Source organism: Rathayibacter sp. VKM Ac-2928, assembly GCF_022815545.1.
GTDB lineage: Bacteria > Actinomycetota > Actinomycetes > Actinomycetales > Microbacteriaceae > Rathayibacter > Rathayibacter festucae.
The window spans coordinates 81743-98028 of the sequence record NZ_JALGRU010000003.1 but is presented as its reverse complement, the minus strand read 5'-3'; the positions used below and the strand labels follow the sequence as shown (position 1 = coordinate 98028).

Genomic DNA, 16286 nt, shown 5'->3' with positions numbered 1-16286 from the left:
GCGGGCGCCGGGCAGCAGGCTCCCGCCGTCGACCGAGTCGTGCCCCTTGCGCGGAGATCGCCTTCGTACGATGGGCGGATGACCGACGCACCCGTGCAGCTCCCGTCCATCGCCGTCCTCGGGCTCGGCTCGATGGGGGGCGCGATCCTCAGCGGACTGCTCGCTCCCGGCGTGGAGGTGCAGGGCGGTGTCCGCGTGACCAACCGCGACGCGGAGAAGGCGTCGCGCTGGAGCGGCCACCCCGTGGTGACCGCGTTCGCGACCGCCGACGATCCGGAGGCGAACCGGCGCGCGGTCGACGGCGCCGCCGTGGTGCTGGTGGCCGTGAAGCCGCACATGGTTCCCGCGCTGCTCGACGAGATCGCCGACGCCGTCGCCCCCGGGACGATCGTGGTCAGCGTCGCGGCGGGAGTGACCGTCGCGACGTTCGAGGCGCACCTGCCCGCGTCGGTGTCCGTGCTGCGCTCGATGCCGAACACCCCGGCCGTCGTGGGCCGCGCGGTCACCGGCCTGAGCGCCGGCACCCGCTCGAGCGAGGACGACCTGGCGCTGGTCCGCCGGCTGTTCGAGACCGTCGGCGAGGTGGTGGAGGTGCCGGAAGCGCAGCTCGACGCGCTGTCGACGATCTCGGGATCGGGGCCGGCCTACGTCTTCCTCCTGGTCGAGGAGCTGACCGCCGCGGCTCTCGCGAAGGGCTTCACGCCCGAGCAGGCGGCGACGATGGTCACCGGCACCTTCCGGGGCGCCGCCGAGCTGCTCGTGCACTCCGGCGAGGAGCCGGCCGAGCTGCGCCGCCGCGTCACCAGCCCGAACGGCACGACCGAGCGCGCGATCGCCGTGCTGCAGGAGGCCGACCTCGCCGCCCTCTTCACCCGCGCGACGGACGCGGCCCTGGCCCGTGCCCGCGAGCTCGCCGCCTCCTGACCCCTGCCGCTCCTCCGCGAGATGCCACTTATGAGCCCGACACGCCGTGACGGGAGCTCATAAGTGGCATCTCGCGGGAGGGGTCAGGAGCCGAGGGCTGCGAAGCGCTCGATGTCGGTGGGGGTGCCGCTGACGACGATGAGGTCGTGGTTCGAGACGACGGTCTGCTCGGTCGCGTAGGTGAAGGGCTTGCCCGGGCTCTTCACGCCGACGACGGTGACGCGGTGCTTGCGGCGCACGCCCGACTCGGTGAGGGTCAGGCCGCGGATCGGCTTGGGCGGGTACATCTTGGCCAGCACGAAGTCGTCGTCGAACTCGATGAAGTCGAGCATGCGGCCCGAGACCAGGTGCGCGACGCGCTCGCCCGCCTCGGCCTCGGGGTAGATCACGTGGTTGGCGCCGATCCGCTCCAGGATCTTGCCGTGCGAGCGCGAGATCGCCTTGGCCCAGATCTGCGGGATCTTGAGGTCGACGAGGTTCGCGGTGATCAGCACGGACGCCTCGATCGAGGAGCCGACGGCGACGACGGCGACCTGGAAGTCCTGCGCGCCGATCTGGGCGAGGGCGTCGAGCGAGCGGGCGTCGGCCTGGACCGCGTGGGTGACCCGCTCCGACCACTTCTGCACGAGTCCGGCGTCGGCGTCGATCGCGAGCACCTCGCGGTCGAGGCGGTCGAGCTGGCCGGCCGTGGCGGCACCGAAGCGACCGAGGCCGATCACCAGCACCGGGGCGTCGTACCTGATGCGGTCAACCAACGATGGGCCTCTCTTCCGGTCGTCTGAACAACTGCCTGCGCTGGCTCGCGGCGAGCGCGGCAGCGAGAGTCACGGTACCAACGCGGCCCATGAACATCGTCAGCGCCATCACGTAGACACCCGACGTCGGCAGCTCGGCGGTGAGCCCGGTCGACAGGCCGGAGGTGGCGAACGCCGAGATCACGTCGAAGAGGACGTGGTCCAGCGACGCCTTGGTGATGTGCAGGATCAGGACCGAGGAGACGGCGACGGTGGTGGCTCCCCAGAGCACGACGGAGACCGCGAGGCGCAGCACGTCGTTGGGGATCCGGCGGCCGAACGCCTCCATGTCGTTGTTGCCGCGCGCCTCGGCGAACGCCGCGAGGAAGAGGATCGCGAGCGTCGTCACCTTGATGCCGCCCGCGGTCGAGGCCGAGCCCCCGCCGATGAACATCAGCATGTCCGTGACGAGCAGGCTGGAGCCGTTGAGATCGGGGATCGAGATGGTCGAGAAGCCGCCCGAGCGCGTCATCGTCGACAGGAAGAAGGACTGGAAGACGGTGTCGCCGGCGTCGAGGGTGCCGAAGGTCGTCGGATTGTCGAACTCGAGCACGATGTAGAGCACCGCTCCCGCGACGAGCAGGATCAGCGAGGTGACCAGCGTGAGCTTCACGTGCACCGACCACTTGCGCGGGCGCCGCCAGCCGCGCGAGAAGGCGTAGATCACCGGGAAGCCGATCGAGCCGAGGAAGACGCCGATCATCAGGATGCCGAGGAACCAGTAGTCGTCCTCGAACGGCGTGAGGCCGGCAGCGTTGGGCGCGAAGCCGGTGTTCGTGAACGCCATCGCGGAGTAGTAGAAGGAGTGCCAGATCGCCTCGCCGATCGGGATCCCGTCGATCAGCATCCGCGGGAAGAGGAGCAGGGCGACCACGATCTCGATCACCGCCGCGCTGATGGCGACTGTCGCGAGCAGACCGCCGATCTCGCCGAGCCGCACGGCCTGGCCCTCGGCGACGGGACCGGAGTGGATGCGGAGCGGGTTCGAGTCGCTCGCGGCCATCAGCTTCGCGCGGAGCCCGAGGCGGCGCGAGATGGCGAGACCCATGATCGACGCGAGCGTCAGCACGCCGAGGGCGCCGATGTTCACGCCGATGAAGACGATCGAGTGGCCGAACGCGGACCAGTGCGTCGCCATGTCGACCGTGGCGAGGCCGGTGACGCAGATGACCGACATCGCGGTGAAGAAGGCGTCGTGCAGCGGAGTGACGGTGCCGGTCGTGCTCGACACCGGCAGCGAGAAGAGCAGGGTGAAGACGAGGATCAGGCCCGAGAAGATCATGATCGCGAAGCGCGACGGCGAGCGGCCGGCGAAGTCGTCGACGAGGTCGCGGGCCCGGGCGAAGCTCGACCACGGCGAGGCCGGCGAGACGCCCACGGGGCTGCGGAACTGCTGCCGAACCACCACGGCGGGCCCTCCACTCGATCGCGGCCATGCTACCCGCTCGCCGGTCGTCGCCCGGGGCGCCGGGACGCCATGCGCCGCGGGGCATACGCACGGGCGACACCCTGCCCGCGGCGGAGGGCGCTGACTACCCTGGGGGGATGGCTGACATCTTCGCGGTGATCGCGGACGGCACCCGCCGCGACATCCTCTCGCTCCTCCTGGAGCAGCGGGTCGAGGGTTCCGGGGGCGCCGGCGGCATGAGCGTCTCGCGCATCGTGGCGAAGCTCGAGCTCAGCCAGCCGACGGTGTCCAAGCACCTCAAGGTGCTGCGCGAGGCGGGGCTCGTCACCGTCCGTGAGAGCGGGCAGCACCGCATCTACGCACTGCAGTACGGGCCGCTGGTCGCCGTCGAGGACTGGCTGCTGCCGTTCGGCGCGGCGGACGAGGCCGACGAGGGCGCCGCCGTGCTCGACGCGGCCGCCGCCGCCCGGGCCGAGTCGCTCGGGCGGGCGCTCGCGGAGCGCACCCACCAGGTCACCGCGGTCGTGCAGGACATCCAGCGCGGCGTGAGCGAGGGAGCGACGAAGGTCGCGGGGGCGCTGCGCATCCGGAAGTGAGGCCACGTCGGTCGCCGCCAGGGGTGGCGCGACGGCGCGGATCCTCGTCGGTGTCCGCGTCGTGTAAGCTCGCGGGAGCCAGTTTTTCGTAAGCGGCCGTCCGTCGGGCGGTCGACCCCCTGAACGTTGTGAGGTCTTCGTGGGTTCTGTCATCAAGAAGCGTCGCAAGCGTATGGCGAAGAAGAAGCACCGCAAGCTGCTTCGCAAGACTCGTCACCAGCGTCGCAACAAGAAGTAGGCTCGCGCCTCTTCACCCTTCGAGCGTCCGCCCCTCTGGGGTCGGGCGCTCGTCTGCGTCTATGGGGTCGCTCCGTCCCGGGTCCCGCGCGATGGCCGCGGCTACAGTGGTCACGTGGATGTGGCACTGACTCTCGTGGGCAAGCCCGGCTGCCACCTCTGCGACGACGCCCGCGCCATCGTCCAGCAGGTCCTCGCCGAGCTCGCGGACGTGCACGGCGCTCCGAGCGTCTCGCTCGCCGAGGCCTCGATCCTCGACGACGCGGAGCTGCACGAGCGTTTCGTCGAGGAGATCCCGGTCGTCCTGATCGACGGACGCGTGCACACCTACTGGCGGGTCGAGCCGGACCGCCTGCGTCGAGCCCTGCTCGAGCGCGCCTGACGGCAGCGCGACGGCGGGACTCCGCCGTGATGCGAATGTTGTAGAAGGCCCCTCGGATGGGGGACCGGAGTGCCTGCGAGTGCTCGCGGTTCGCGCATAGTCTCTTCACGGGGAGGCTCGCTCCCCGCGTTCGGGGTGCGTTCGGCGTCTCGCGGGGGAGGAACTTCCATGACTCGACAGCGTCTGCTGAAGCAGCGTCGCCGCTCCACGGCCTCCGCGCTCGCGCTCGCCCTGCTCGTCGCGGGGCTCGCGCTGCCGGCGTCGGCCCACGCGGAGACGCTTCCGGGCGGTACTGCGACCACCGCGGCCGAGTCGACGGACGTGCCGAGCCTGCCCGAGGAGCCCTCGGAGCCGGCGGAGCCGGAGCAGCCTTCCGAGCCGGAGCAGCCGTCGGAGCCGGCGCAGCCCTCGGAGCCGGAGGTGCCGAGTCTGCCGGAGCAGCCGTCGCAGCCGGAGGTGCCGAGCGTGCCGGAGCAGCCGTCGCAGCCCGAGCAGCCGTCGCAGCCGTCCGAGCCCGAGCAGCCGTCGCAGCCGCAGCAGCCGTCCCAGCCCGAGCAGCCGTCGCAGCCGGAGCAGCCGTCCCAGCCCCAGCAGCCCTCCCAGCCCCAGCAGCCTTCCCAACCGCAGCAGCAGCCGACCACCGGTGGCGGTGGGCAGACGCAGCAGTCGCCCGCCGGCGGCTCGGGCAGTGGCGGCGGCAGCACCGGCGGCACCGCGACCACCGAGGCCGGCGCGACGCCGCCCCGCGCCTCCGCGCCCGGCCAGACCCTGCTCTCGACCTCCGCTGGCGACCCCGCCGCGGCTCCCACGCCTGGGACCGAGACCGCCGGCGGTCCCGCCGTCTCGGTGTTCCTCACCCGTGACGCCGGCGTCGACCCCGGTGCGCTCACCGTCGATCTGGCCCGCTTCTACGGAGTCGGGGTCGCCTACGCCGGATTCCAGCGCGAGGAGAACGCCACCGCGACGCTCAAGGCGCCGGCCGGCACCGAGACTCCGCTGACCGTCGAGAACCGCCAGGACGGCGAGACGACCAGCACCGGATCGGCCACCGTGCCGACCGCCGCGCTCCTCTCCATCGGCACCTACACGGTGACGATCTCGGGTGACCGCGGCTCGTCGGCGACCACGACGTTCGCTCTGATCGCCTCCTCCGCTCCCGGGATCCTCGTCGAGCCGCGCGAGGCCTCCAGCTCCGAGGCGGCCATGCCGCGCGGCGCGGTCTGGGGCTTCGGCCCGGTCGAGAGCGTCACCGTCGGCGCGTACACGACCGCCGGCGTCCAGGCGGACCTCGCGGCGGGCGACCTCGCGGTCCGCGTCGACGCGCTCGGGTGGTCCGACCTCGACCTCGGCGAGGCCGTCGTCGCGGAGCCCACGGCCGAGGTCTACTGCATCGTCGCGGTCGGGTCGGTCAGCAAGCGCACCGCCGCGGTCACGGTCGCCTATCCGGCGGAGGGCTCCACCGCGACGGCTCCCGACGCCGCGCAGGTCTGCGGCATCGCGATCACCTCCGCCAAGGCCGGCGCCGTGCCACCCGCGGCCGCCAGCACCGGCGGCCTCTCGGCCGGGGTCGGCCTCACCATCGGCGCCGGCGTGCTCGTCGCGCTGCTGATCGCCGGACTCGTGACGGCCGTCGTCCTGCGCCGTCGCCGCGAGAACGACGACCTGCTCATCGGCGGACCGCTCCCGCACCCGACGGAGCAGTGAGGCGCCGCGCCCGGTGCGTGACGACAGTCTGATCGCGGCGCTGCATCGCGGTCGTCCCCGGACGATCGCGGCGGCGGCGGAGCTGGTCCACCTGGCGCCGGCCGACGTGCGGATCGCCGTCGACCGGTTCCGCGCCCTCGGGCTCCTCGGCGGCGAGGGCGAGGAGATCGCCTACGTCCCGCCCGCCGACTGGGCGGCGGACGCGGTCCTCCGGCACACCGTGGCGGCTCGCCGTGCCACGCTCGAGGCGCTGGACGGCATCGAGCGCCTCGTCGGCGACCTGCCCTCGCTGCTCGGAGCGTGGTCGGTCGGCGCCGCCGCGGACGATCTCGTCCCCACGCTGCTGCGCCACGGGCCGCACGCCTCGGAGGACCTCTGGTTCGACCTCGTCCGCAGCGACTCCGGGACGCTGATCGCGGTGCTCCCGGACGTGCAGCGCTTCCTCGATCCGCCGACCGAGCGGGCGCTGCGCTTCGGCGAGGCGCTGGCGGCGAAGGACCGGGTACGGGTCATCATCCCCGCCGAGGGCGTCCGGGACCCGCGGGTGCTCGCGCGGATCGAGGCGTACCAGAAGGCCGGGGTGGAGTACCGCCTGCTCGAGGCGATGCCGAGCTGGTTCTGGGTCGACGGCGAGTACCTGGCCGTGCCGTTCGAGTGGGGCGAGACCCGGCCGACGAGCGTGCTGGGCGTGCGGCACGAGGCGCTCGCCGGACTCGTCAGCGCCTACTTCGAGCAGCTGTGGCGGCAGGCGCTGCCGGTCGATGCGGCCGAGCAGAGCTGGACGTCGCTGCTCCGGCTGATGCGGACGGGCCTCACTCTCGAGACGGCGTCGCACCGGCTGGGGATCAACCCCCGCACGGGGCGGCGCCGCATCTCCGCCGCGATGGAGCACTACGGCGCTCCGACTCTCTTCGCCCTGGGAGCGGCCTGGTCGGCGGAGGAGGGCCGGGCGGCCCCGGAGGGACCGGCCGAGGTGTAGCGGCGCGGCTCCGGTCCGGGCTTCCCGGCCCAGGTGCCGAGAAGGGTCCCGACCACTCGGGGAGGGTTCGGGTCGCCCCGAGTGGTCGTCTGCGCCGACCAGGCAGTCCCCAGTGTCCGGAGTCGGGCCCGCGCGCCGCAAGCGCCGCTTGCGGACATGTCCGGAAGAGGGCGTCGGCTGAGCTCGACGAGCCGGCACCCTTCTTGCTGGTCGAGTAGCCCGGAGGGCGTATCGAGACCCACCGTCGTCCGGTGGGTGGATCTCGATGCGCCCGCTCCGCGGGCTACTCGATCAGCAGGGGACGTCAGCCGGCGGCGGTGAAGCGCAGCAGGATGGTGCGGGCCTCCGGGCGCAGCTGGAAGTCGGGCCAGACGTCCGGGCCGCAGGCGCGCGAGCCGAGGCCGTGCTGGGCGGCGTCGATCGTGAGCACCGAGCGGGTGGACGCGGGCAGCTCGTGCGGGTGGCCTGCCGCCGTCAGCTCGTGCGCGGTGTGGCGCGCGAGCGTGAATCCGGGCAGCCGGCCGTGCAGGTCGGCTGCCGCCTCGATGCGCAGGCGAGCGGACCCGCCCTCGCTGAGGATCAGCTCCCGCACGGCGCTGCGGTGACCGTTCTCCTGCGGGCGCGCGTACTCCGTCTTGAGCTCGTCGATGCCGGCCGAGAAGCGGCCGACCCTGGTCGCGCGCATGCTGTCGGGGTACGACTCCCGCGGTCCGGTGCCGAACCACTCCGCGCCGTCGACCGACGCCGGGAGGTCGAGCCGGATGCCCAGCCGCGGCCAGACCGAGCCCCAGCCGCGGGTCGGCACCAGGTCGACCCGGAGGACGACCGCGTCGCCGTCGAGGCTCCAGTGCTCCTCCACGAGGAGCGCCGCGTCGAGGTCGGCGGCGGACCAGCGGGTGCGCCGGCGGACCCCCGACGAGGTGTCGACCGACTCGACCCGGCCGACCAGCCGGTCCAGTCCCACCTCGCGCCAGCGCGACGCGGAGGACGGCGCGGGCACGCCGTTGCCGTTGCCGGCGCGCGGGTCGCCCTCCGTGTACCCGGGGAAGCCGTCGCCCTCGTCGTTGTCGGTCGGCGCACGCCAGAGCTCGGCGCGCGGCCCGTCGACCGCCAGGCCGGCCAGCGCGGTGAGCCGGCCGTTCCGGAAGCTCGCGAGGCCCAGAGCACCCTCGACGGAAGCGCCGCCGCGGGGCGAGCGCGCCCAAGCGGGGATCGGTGCGAGCGCGGAGAGACGGCGCTGACCGGTGGAGATCACGTGCCCCTCCTCGGCCCAGACGGTGCGCGACGCGAGCGCCGCGTCGACGGTCAGCCACGCCTCGCCGCCGGTCGGCACGTCGAAGGAGGGCAGCGCGAGCCGAGCGGAGTCGCCCGCCGCGATCGAGGGAGCGTCGAGCACTCCCTCCGCACTCACCCTGCCGTCGAGCTCCACCCGCCACGCGAAGCGCAGGTCGGCGGTCGACGCGTCGTGCCGGCGGTTCTCGACCAGCACGGCGTCCGCCTCGACCGTGACGCGCACCGGCGCCACGATCTGCTTCCACTCGAACAGCCCCGGACTCGGCGTGCCGTCGGAGAGGACCATGCCGTCCATCACGAAGTTGCCGTCGTGCACGACCTCGCCGAAGTCGCCGCCGTAGGCGTAGTACTCGACGCCCTCGGGAGTGCGGGCGCGCAGACCGTGGTCGCGCCACTCCCAGACGAAGCCGCCGTGCAGCCGCGGGTAGCGGTCGACGAGGTCCTCGTACTGGTCGATCGCTCCGGGGCCGTTGCCCATCGCGTGCACGTACTCGCAGAGCAGGAACGGCTTCGAGCGCTGGCGCGCCGACTCGCCCGCGGAGCAGCCGAGCAGCGGCGTCCGCGAGTCGTCGCGGCCGATCTGCTCGGTCTCGGGGATCGACGAGTACATCCGCGAGTACACGTCGGTGTAGGCGCCGGTGTAGTCGCCCTCGTAGTGCACGGGGCGCTCGGGGTCGCGGCCGTGCACCCAGGACGACATGGCGGCGAGGTTCGCACCGGTGCCGGCCTCGTTGCCGAGCGACCAGATGACGATGCTCGGGTGGTTCTTGTCGCGCTCGACGGTGCGCTCGATCCGGTCGAGGTACGCCTCGCGCCAGGCCGGGTCGTCGCTGGGGTTGCCCTTCCAGCCGTAGCGCTCGAAGCCGTGGGTCTCGAGGTCGCACTCGAGGATCACCCAGAAGCCGAGCTCGTCGGCGAGGTCGAGCAGGCGCGGGTGCGGCGGGTAGTGGCTGGTGCGGATCGCGTTGACGTTGAACCGCTTCATCATCGCGAGGTCCGCGCGGGCGAAGTCCTCGTCGAAGGCGCGGCCGCGGTCGGGGTGCGTCTCGTGGCGGTTGACGCCGTGGAAGACGACGCGCTCGCCGTTGACCAGGAAGCGGTCGCCGCGGATCTCGACGGTGCGGAAGCCCAGGCGGAGCGAGACCGTCTCGCCCGAGGAGGCGACCTCGGCGTCGTAGAGGCGGGGTGCCTCCGCCGACCACGGCTCGACGGCCGGCACCTCGATCGGAGCGACCTCCACGGCGCTCGCCCAGACCGTCTCGATGCCGAGCTCGGGGACGCGGAGGGTGACCGGGAAGGCCGCGTCGTCCGCCGTCAGCTCGGTCTCGATCCGGCCCGCGCCGGCGGCGAAGGAGGCGCGCACGAAGACGTCCTCGACGCCGCCGACCGGGCGGGCGATCAGGTGGACCGAGCGGAAGATCCCCGGCAGCCACCACTGGTCCTGGTCCTCGACGTAGCTCGCGGCGGACCACTGGTGCACGCGGACGACGACGAGGTTCTCGCCGGGCCGCACCGCCTCGGTGACGTCGAACTCCTGCGCGAGCCGGCTGCCCGAGCCGATGCCGATCTCGACGCCGTTGACCCAGACGCGGTAGCGCGACTCGACGCCGTCGAAGCGGAGCACGACCGCCTCGGCGCCGGCGAAGGACTCCGGCAGCTCGAAGCTGCGGCGGTGGTCGCCGGTCGGGTTCTCGTCCGGGACGAACGGCGGCTCGGTCGGGAACGGGAACTGCACGTTCGTGTAGGCGGGGAGTCCGTAGCGCCCGTCGCCCTGGAGGACCCAGTGCGACGGGACGGGCAGCACGTCCCAGCCGGAGTCGTCGAAGGACTCCGCCCCGACGTCGTCCACCCCCTCGCCCTCGGGCAGCGCATCGGCGCCGCCGGGCGTGCCCGGTGCGGCGGGGAGCAGGCGGAAGCGCCAGTCCCCGTCGAGCGAGAGCGTCGGTGCGTCGGTGTGCAGCCACGAGCGGGCGGCGCGGCGCCGGCCGGAGCCGGGGCCGGTGTCGGCGAGGTAGTGGAGGGACGTCGGGGCGAGGGTCACTTGACGGATCCTTCGGTCAGGCCGCCGCGCCAGAAGCGCTGCAGCACGATCATGGCGATGGCGAGCGGGATGATCGACAGCAGGACGCCGCCGGTCGTGAGCTCGTAGAACTCGGGCAGCCGGTCCACCTGGCTGAGCCAGTTGTTCAGGCCGAGGGTGATCGGGAAGAGCTCGGTGTCCGAGAGCATCACGAGCGGCAGGAAGTAGTTGTTCCAGATCCCGACCAGCTGGAAGAGGAACACGGTGACCAGTGCCGGGGTGAGGATCCGCAGCCCGAGGGTGTGGAAGATCCGCAGCTCGCTCGCGCCGTCGATCCTGGCGGCCTCGATGATGGCCGTGTCGACCGTCGCCTGCGCGTAGATCCGGCAGAGGAACAGGCCGAACGGCGAGACCAGCGAGGGGATCAGCACGCTCCAGTAGGTGTTCGCGATGCCCATCTGGCTGAAGAGCAGGAACAGCGGGAGCGCGGTGGCGGTCCCGGGGACGAGGACGCCCGCGAGGATCGTGCCGAAGACGAGCTTGCTGCCCTTGAACTCGTACTTCGCCAGCGCGTAGCCGCCCGCGGCCGCGAGGTAGGTCGCGAGCAGCGCACCGACGCCGGCGTAGAGCACGGAGTTGAGGAACCAGCGGACGAAGATGCCGCCGTCGTAGGTCAGCACCTGGCCCAGGTTGTCCCAGAGCGCGAAGGTCGGCGCGAACCAGAAGCCGTAGGTGGCGAAGAGGTCGCCGGTGGTCTTCGTCGCGGCGACGACGACCCAGTAGACCGGGATCAGGAAGTAGATCGCGACGACGACGAGGATCGCGGTGACGATGATCGTCGAGGCGCGGTTGCGTCCGGCCGAGCGGTCGGGGCCGCGGCCGGCCTTTGCGGGTCGTTCTGCGGTGACGATGCCGGTGGTCGTGGGCGCATCGGCGGTGGCGCGCTCCGTCGTGCTCATGAGGACTTCCTGTTCGAGATCGAGAGGAACGTGAAGGAGAGGGCGAACGCGACGAGCGCGATCAGCACGGCCTGCGCGGCGGCGACGTTGTAGTCGTTGTAGGCGAAGGCGGTGGTGTACGCGCTGAGGTTCGGCGTGTACTGGCTGTCGATCGCAGGTGCGACCGTCTTCAGCACCTGCGCCTCGGCGAACAGCTGGAGCGTGCCGATGATCGAGAAGATCGTCGTGAGCACGAGGGCCGGGCGGATCAGCGGCAGCTGGATGCTCCGCGCGACCCGCCAGGTGGAGGCCCCGTCGACCTTCGCGGCCTCGTAGAGCTCGACCGGGATCGACTTCAGCTGAGCGACGATGATCAGCATGTTGTAGCCGGTGTAGCTCCAGAGCGAGATGTTCGCGATCGACCAGAGCACCGAGTTCGCGCCGAGGAAGTCGGGGTCGAGGCCGACCACGTTCGCCGCGTCGATGATCGGGCTGAGCCCGGGCACGTAGAGGAAGGACCACAGGATCGTCGCGATGACGCCCGGGACGCCGTAGGGCAGGAAGTACGCGGCGCGGAAGAAGCCGGGGAAGCGCGCGGACGCGGACTCGAGCATCAGCGCGAGCACCGTGCACAGCGCGATCATGATCGGCACCTGCACGATGCCGAAGAGGAACATCCGGCCGATCGAGGCGATGAAGTTGCCGTCGGCGAGGGCCTGCGCGTAGTTGTCGAAGCCGGCGAAGCCGCTGGTCACGCCCGCCTCGCCGAAGAGGCCCGAGCGGGTCACCTTCGTGAAGCTCGAGCCGATGGCGACGACGATCGGGATGATGAAGGTGAGGACGAAGAGCGCCAGGAACGGCGCCAGCAGGATCCACGGGGCGCGGGTGACGGAGCGGCTCCGCTTCGAGGCGCCGGGCGCCTTCGAGGTGGCGGCGACCGCGGCGGCGGCGGGGGAGGTCGTGGTGGTCATGCGGAGGCCTTCCTGATGCTGAGGCCCTTGTTCTGGAAGACCGTGATGATCTGCTGCTCCGCCTGCGCGACGGCGTCGACGAGGGAGAGCCCGGACGCCTTCTTGCGGAAGCCGTCGCTGAGGATGTTGAACGACTGCTGCGTGACCGGCCACCAGGACCAGTCCGGGTTCTGCTCCGTCGCGGCGGGGACGAAGACGTCCTCGTTGTAGTTCTGACCGCTGAAGAACTCGCTCGGGCCCTTCCGGACCGAGCCGATCTCGCCGACCGCCGGGGACCAGCCGATGCCGCTGTTGGCGATCATCGCGTCGATGCCCTCCTGCGTGGTGGTCATCCAGACGGCGAACTCGAGCGCCTCCTTCGGGTGCTTGCTGTTCGCGAAGACCGCGGCCGTCGAGCCGCCGAGGAAGCTCGAGCCGTAGCCCGTGCCCTCCCAGACCGGCATCGGCGCCGCGCGCCACTTGCCCGCCCCGCCGCTGACGCCCTCGATCAGGGCGTCGCCCCAGCTCGCGGTCGTGCAGGAGGCGATCCCGCCGTTCGCGGCGGCCGCGAACCAGGCGGGGGAGTAGGCGCCGTAGCCGACCTCGACCAGGTCCTGGTCGATCGCGGAGTCGAAGAAGGAGGCGACCTTCGTGGTGGCCTCGTCGGTCATGTCGATGACCCAGCCGTCCTCCTTCGCCTTCAGCCACTGCGCGCCGGCCTGCGTCGCGAAGGCGGCGAAGACGGAGGCGTCGGCGAGCGGGAAGCAGTCGATGTAGGAGTCGACGCCGCGCAGCTCGGTCGCGACCGCGGCCCAGTCGTCCCAGGTGGTGGGCGTCTCGGCGCCGACGCTGTCGAAGATCTCCGGCTGGTAGAACAGCGCCATCGGGCCGCTGTCCTGCGGGATCCCGTAGACGCCGCCGGTGTAGCTGACCTGTCCCCAGAGGGTCGGGTCGTAGCGGTCGGCGTAGTCCTCGGCGCCGTAGCGGTTGAGGTCGACGAGGCCGTTCACGAGCAGGAACTCGGGGAGCGAGCGCATCTCGACCTGGCCGAGGTCGGGCCCGCCGCCGGCCGCGAGGGCCGAGTAGAGCTTCTGATAGCCGCCGGCGTTGCCGCCGGGGATCCAGACCGCGTCGACCTGGACCTCGGGGTGCGAGGCGTTCCAGACGTCGCAGACCTTCTGCAGGTCCTTGAGCCAGGCCCAGTACTGGAGCCGGATCGGCCCGTCGGCCGCCGGGATCGCCGCGCCGGCGTTGACCGAGACGGTGCCGGGCGTGGAGCAGGCGGTGAGGCCGCCGAGTGCCGCGGTGCCGAGGCCCGCGGCGAGCAGCTGTCGCCGGGTGAACGGATGCATGTGTCCCTCACTTCATCGTGGTGGAGTCCGGGACCAGTCCGCCCGGCTGATCCGGACGCTATCACAATTTCGAGTGCGTACTCGAAATTGGCGGACGGCACCGCTCGGTCGCTCCGAGTGCGCGCTACGCTGGGCGATCGACCGGCTGCGCAGCCGGCACTTCGAGGGCGAGGAGCGGCTGATGGCGGAGGCGGGCACCACCCGGAGCGCGCGCCGCGGCCCCTACGCGAAGTCGGCCGAGCGGCGGCGCGCGATCATCGAGGCGGCGCACGCGGTCTTCGCCGCCCGCGGCTACGCCCGCGGCTCGCTGCAGGACGTCGCCGACCGGGTCGGGCTCAGCCAGACGAGCCTGCTGCACTACTTCCCGTCGAAGACCGATCTGCTCCTGGCCGTGCTGCAGCACCGCGACCGGATCACCGGCGACGGCTCGACGCCCGTCGATCCCGAGGAGGGGCTCGTCGAGGGCATCGTCCGCCAGACCCGCTACAACGAGACGGCGCCCGGGGTGATCGAGCTCTACGCGGTGCTCTGCGGCGAGTCGACGACCGACGAGCACCCGGGGCGCGACTTCTTCGCGTCGCGCTTCCAGCGGCTGCGCGCGGACTACGCCGGCCAGCTCCGGGAGCTGCGCGCCGCGGGCCGGCTGCGCGAGGGCGCGGATCCGGACCGGGTGGCCGCCTCGATCATCGCGCTCTGGGACGGCATCCAGCTGCAGTGGCTGCTGGAGAACGACGCGGTCGACATGGTGGCCTGCCTGACCGACTACCTCGACCTGATGATCCTGCCCGCGCCGTAGGCTCCGGGCATGACTCTCACCCAAGGCTCCGGCTGGCTCTGGTTCGCTCTCGCGATCGTCACGGCCGGTCTCGCCGAGCAGAAGGGCCGCTCGCGCTGGCGCTGGTTCGTGCTCGGGCTGCTGCTCGGCCCGATCGCGACGGCGCTCGTCGTGCTCTGGGCGCGACCGGAGGCCGGGGTGGCGACCGACGTGCGCTGGAACTTCGCGATCGGCGCCGGCGTCGCCGCGGTGGCGCTCGCGCTCGTCGCGGTCACGTCGGCGCTCTGGCTGCTGCTCGTCCCCGCGGCGGTCGCGGCGCTCGTCGCCGGGCTGCTCGCCTGGCTGAGCCGCCGCGTCCCGTACGAGCGCCTGCCCCGCTGACGAGCGGATCTCGATACGCCCGCTTCGCGGGCTACTCGATCAGCATGAAACGGACGCATGCGCACCTTTTTGCTGGTCGAGTAGCCGCGCAGCGGCGTATCGAGACCCGCCGTCGTGTAAGCGGGTGGATCTCGATACGCCCTCTGCGAGGGCTACTCGATCAGCATGGGGCGAGGCGCCGGCGCCTACGGCAGCAGGCGCGTCGGGCCGCGGAAGAGGTAGGTGACCTCGCGCAGGTTGGCCTGGCCGAGCATCAGCATGATCACGCGGGAGAGGCCCATGCCGAAGCCGCCGTGCGGCGGGACGCCGTAGCGGAAGAAGTCGAGGTAGAACTCGAGCTCCTCCGGCTCCAGGCCCTTCTCGCGCGCCTGCTCGACGAGGACGTCGACGCGGTGCTCGCGCTGCGCACCGGTGGAGATCTCGACGCCGTTGTAGATGAGGTCGTAGCTGTTGGTGATCGTTCCGTCGCCCTCGCGGCGCATGTGGTAGAACGGCCGGATGCTCGAGGCGTAATCGGTCAGGAAGACGAAGTCGTGGCCGAACTCCTCCTGCACGTAGGCCGCGATGCGGCGCTCGCCCTCGGGGTCCATGTCGTCGTCGGCGCGGGGCACCTCGTAGCCGCGCTCGGCGACGATCCGCTTGGCCTCGGCGAGCGGGATGCGCGGGAACGGCGTGGTCGGCACGCGCAGGTCGATGTCGAAGAGCGCCTTGATCGCCTCGCCGTGCTTCTCGACGACCGCGGTGAGGCCGGCGACGATGAGCTGCTCGTGCAGCTCCATCACGTCCTCGTGCGAGTCGATCCAGGAGACCTCGGCGTCGACGCTGGTGAACTCGGTCGCGTGCCGCGAGGTGAAGCTCGGGTCGGCGCGGAACGCGGGCCCGACCTCGAAGACCTTGCCGAAGCCGGCCGGCTGTGCCATCTGCTTGAAGAACTGCGGGCTCTGGGCGAGGTACGCCTTGGTCTCGAAGTACTCGACCTCGAAGAGCTCGGCGCGCGACTCGGAGGCGCTCGCCATCAGCTTCGGGGTGTGGATCTCGATGAAGTCGTGCTCGATCCAGTACGTGCGCAGCGCGTGCTCGAACGTGGTCTGCACCCGGGCGATGAGGTTCTGCTCGGGGCGGCGCAGGTCGAGGAAGCGCCAGTCCATCCGCTTGTCGATGCCGGAGTCCGCCGCGATCGGCGCCTCGGGGATCGACGCGCTGACGATCTCGAGCGACTCGAGCTTGACCTCGAGGCCGCCGAGCTTGACGCGCTCGTCGTGCTTGAGCTGACCGGTCACGCTCACGAACGAGCCCTGCGCGAGCCCGGAGATCGCCTCGGTGATCGCGAGCTTCGCGGCGGAGGCGTCGTCGCCCTCGACGGCCTCGCGCACGGCCGGGTTCACCAGCTGCACGGCGCCGGACTCGTCGCGGAGGACGACGAACTGCACCTTCTTCTGATCGCGCACGGTCTCGACCCAGCCGGCGACGCGCACCGGCCCGTCCTCGAGCGCGGCGAGCTTGCTGACGGTGGTTCGGGGGAGGCGGGTCTCGTCGGTCACGGTAGGGGAGTC

General features: G+C 71.8%; 15 protein-coding genes. 8 read left to right on the top strand and 7 right to left on the bottom strand.

Going from position 1 to position 16286, the window contains the following annotated elements:
• Window positions 1-78 precede the first annotated feature (78 nt).
• Window positions 79-924 (top strand): pyrroline-5-carboxylate reductase, encoded by an 846-nt coding sequence (gene proC / locus MT350_RS11985; RefSeq protein WP_243615970.1) that lies wholly within the window; start codon window positions 79-81, stop codon window positions 922-924.
• An 83-nt stretch (window positions 925-1007) separates the two neighbouring features.
• On the opposite strand, the gene MT350_RS11980 is transcribed toward proC, so the two are convergent.
• Complete coding sequence (locus MT350_RS11980; RefSeq protein WP_123446620.1) at window positions 1008-1679, bottom strand: TrkA family potassium uptake protein; 672 nt, start codon at window positions 1677-1679, stop codon at window positions 1008-1010.
• Window positions 1672-3096, bottom strand: coding sequence for a TrkH family potassium uptake protein (locus tag MT350_RS11975; protein WP_374204633.1), 1425 nt, complete (start codon window positions 3094-3096; stop codon window positions 1672-1674). The genes MT350_RS11980 and MT350_RS11975 overlap by 8 nt, the downstream gene beginning before the upstream one ends.
• Before the next feature lie 167 nt (window positions 3097-3263).
• On the opposite strand from MT350_RS11975, the gene MT350_RS11970 reads away from it, so the two are divergent.
• The 5 genes from MT350_RS11970 to MT350_RS11950 all read left to right on the top strand — a co-directional run bounded on the left by MT350_RS11970 (window position 3264) and on the right by MT350_RS11950 (window position 7024).
• Window positions 3264-3722, top strand: a complete 459-nt coding sequence (locus MT350_RS11970; protein ID WP_123736765.1) for a helix-turn-helix transcriptional regulator — start codon at window positions 3264-3266, stop codon at window positions 3720-3722.
• A gap of 139 nt (window positions 3723-3861) precedes the next feature.
• Window positions 3862-3960 carry a 30S ribosomal protein bS22 gene (locus tag MT350_RS11965; RefSeq protein ID WP_003792170.1) on the top strand — a complete coding sequence of 33 codons (99 nt, stop codon included), beginning with the start codon at window positions 3862-3864 and terminating at the stop codon, window positions 3958-3960.
• A 114-nt stretch (window positions 3961-4074) separates the two neighbouring features.
• Window positions 4075-4341, top strand: coding sequence for a glutaredoxin family protein (locus MT350_RS11960; protein WP_243615969.1), 267 nt, complete (start codon window positions 4075-4077; stop codon window positions 4339-4341).
• Window positions 4342-4509: 168 nt separating this feature from the next.
• A complete protein-coding gene (locus MT350_RS11955; RefSeq protein ID WP_243615968.1) occupies window positions 4510-6045 on the top strand; it encodes a hypothetical protein in 1536 nt (511 codons plus the stop codon).
• 13 nt (window positions 6046-6058) lie between these two features.
• On the top strand, window positions 6059-7024 hold the full coding sequence (locus tag MT350_RS11950) for a hypothetical protein (RefSeq protein WP_243615967.1): 966 nt from the start codon (window positions 6059-6061) through the stop codon (window positions 7022-7024).
• 304 nt (window positions 7025-7328) lie between these two features.
• Here MT350_RS11950 and MT350_RS11945 read toward each other — a convergent pair whose 3' ends face one another.
• From MT350_RS11945 to MT350_RS11930, 4 genes are read right to left on the bottom strand one after another with little or no spacing between them, the layout of a single operon-like run.
• Window positions 7329-10358: a glycoside hydrolase family 2 TIM barrel-domain containing protein gene (locus tag MT350_RS11945; protein WP_243598295.1), complete on the bottom strand. Its 3030-nt coding sequence runs from the start codon at window positions 10356-10358 to the stop codon at window positions 7329-7331.
• The gene (locus tag MT350_RS11940) at window positions 10355-11296 is read right to left on the bottom strand and encodes a carbohydrate ABC transporter permease (protein WP_123705362.1); all 942 of its coding nucleotides are present in this window, start codon (window positions 11294-11296) and stop codon (window positions 10355-10357) included. The genes MT350_RS11945 and MT350_RS11940 overlap by 4 nt, the downstream gene beginning before the upstream one ends.
• Window positions 11293-12246 (bottom strand): carbohydrate ABC transporter permease, encoded by a 954-nt coding sequence (locus MT350_RS11935; RefSeq protein ID WP_123732826.1) that lies wholly within the window; start codon window positions 12244-12246, stop codon window positions 11293-11295. Before MT350_RS11935 ends, MT350_RS11940 begins: the two co-directional genes overlap by 4 nt.
• On the bottom strand, window positions 12243-13577 hold the full coding sequence (locus tag MT350_RS11930) for an ABC transporter substrate-binding protein (protein ID WP_243615966.1): 1335 nt from the start codon (window positions 13575-13577) through the stop codon (window positions 12243-12245). The genes MT350_RS11935 and MT350_RS11930 overlap by 4 nt, the downstream gene beginning before the upstream one ends.
• Window positions 13578-13650: 73 nt before the next feature.
• Here MT350_RS11930 and MT350_RS11925 point away from each other — a divergent pair, with 73 nt between their 5' ends.
• Window positions 13651-14373, top strand: coding sequence for a TetR/AcrR family transcriptional regulator (locus MT350_RS11925; RefSeq protein ID WP_243598297.1), 723 nt, complete (start codon window positions 13651-13653; stop codon window positions 14371-14373).
• Between the two features lie 9 nt (window positions 14374-14382).
• Complete coding sequence (locus MT350_RS11920; protein WP_123446611.1) at window positions 14383-14733, top strand: hypothetical protein; 351 nt, start codon at window positions 14383-14385, stop codon at window positions 14731-14733.
• A gap of 185 nt (window positions 14734-14918) precedes the next feature.
• On the opposite strand, the gene aspS is transcribed toward MT350_RS11920, so the two are convergent.
• Window positions 14919-16274 (bottom strand): aspartate--tRNA(Asn) ligase, encoded by a 1356-nt coding sequence (gene aspS, locus MT350_RS11915; RefSeq protein ID WP_243615965.1) that lies wholly within the window; start codon window positions 16272-16274, stop codon window positions 14919-14921.
• Window positions 16275-16286 lie beyond the last annotated feature (12 nt).

Excerpts from the sequence above, each read along its gene's own strand:
- proC (WP_243615970.1), top strand. The coding sequence starts at position 79 with ATGACCGACGCACCCGTGCAGCTCCCGTCCATCGCCGTCCTCGGGCTC.
- MT350_RS11970 (WP_123736765.1), top strand. The coding sequence starts at position 3,264 with ATGGCTGACATCTTCGCGGTGATCGCGGACGGCACCCGCCGCGACATC.
- MT350_RS11955 (WP_243615968.1), top strand. The coding sequence starts at position 4,510 with ATGACTCGACAGCGTCTGCTGAAGCAGCGTCGCCGCTCCACGGCCTCC.
- MT350_RS11940 (WP_123705362.1), bottom strand. The coding sequence starts at position 11,296 with ATGAGCACGACGGAGCGCGCCACCGCCGATGCGCCCACGACCACCGGC.
- MT350_RS11935 (WP_123732826.1), bottom strand. The coding sequence starts at position 12,246 with ATGACCACCACGACCTCCCCCGCCGCCGCCGCGGTCGCCGCCACCTCG.
- MT350_RS11930 (WP_243615966.1), bottom strand. The coding sequence starts at position 13,577 with ATGCATCCGTTCACCCGGCGACAGCTGCTCGCCGCGGGCCTCGGCACC.
- MT350_RS11920 (WP_123446611.1), top strand. The coding sequence starts at position 14,383 with ATGACTCTCACCCAAGGCTCCGGCTGGCTCTGGTTCGCTCTCGCGATC.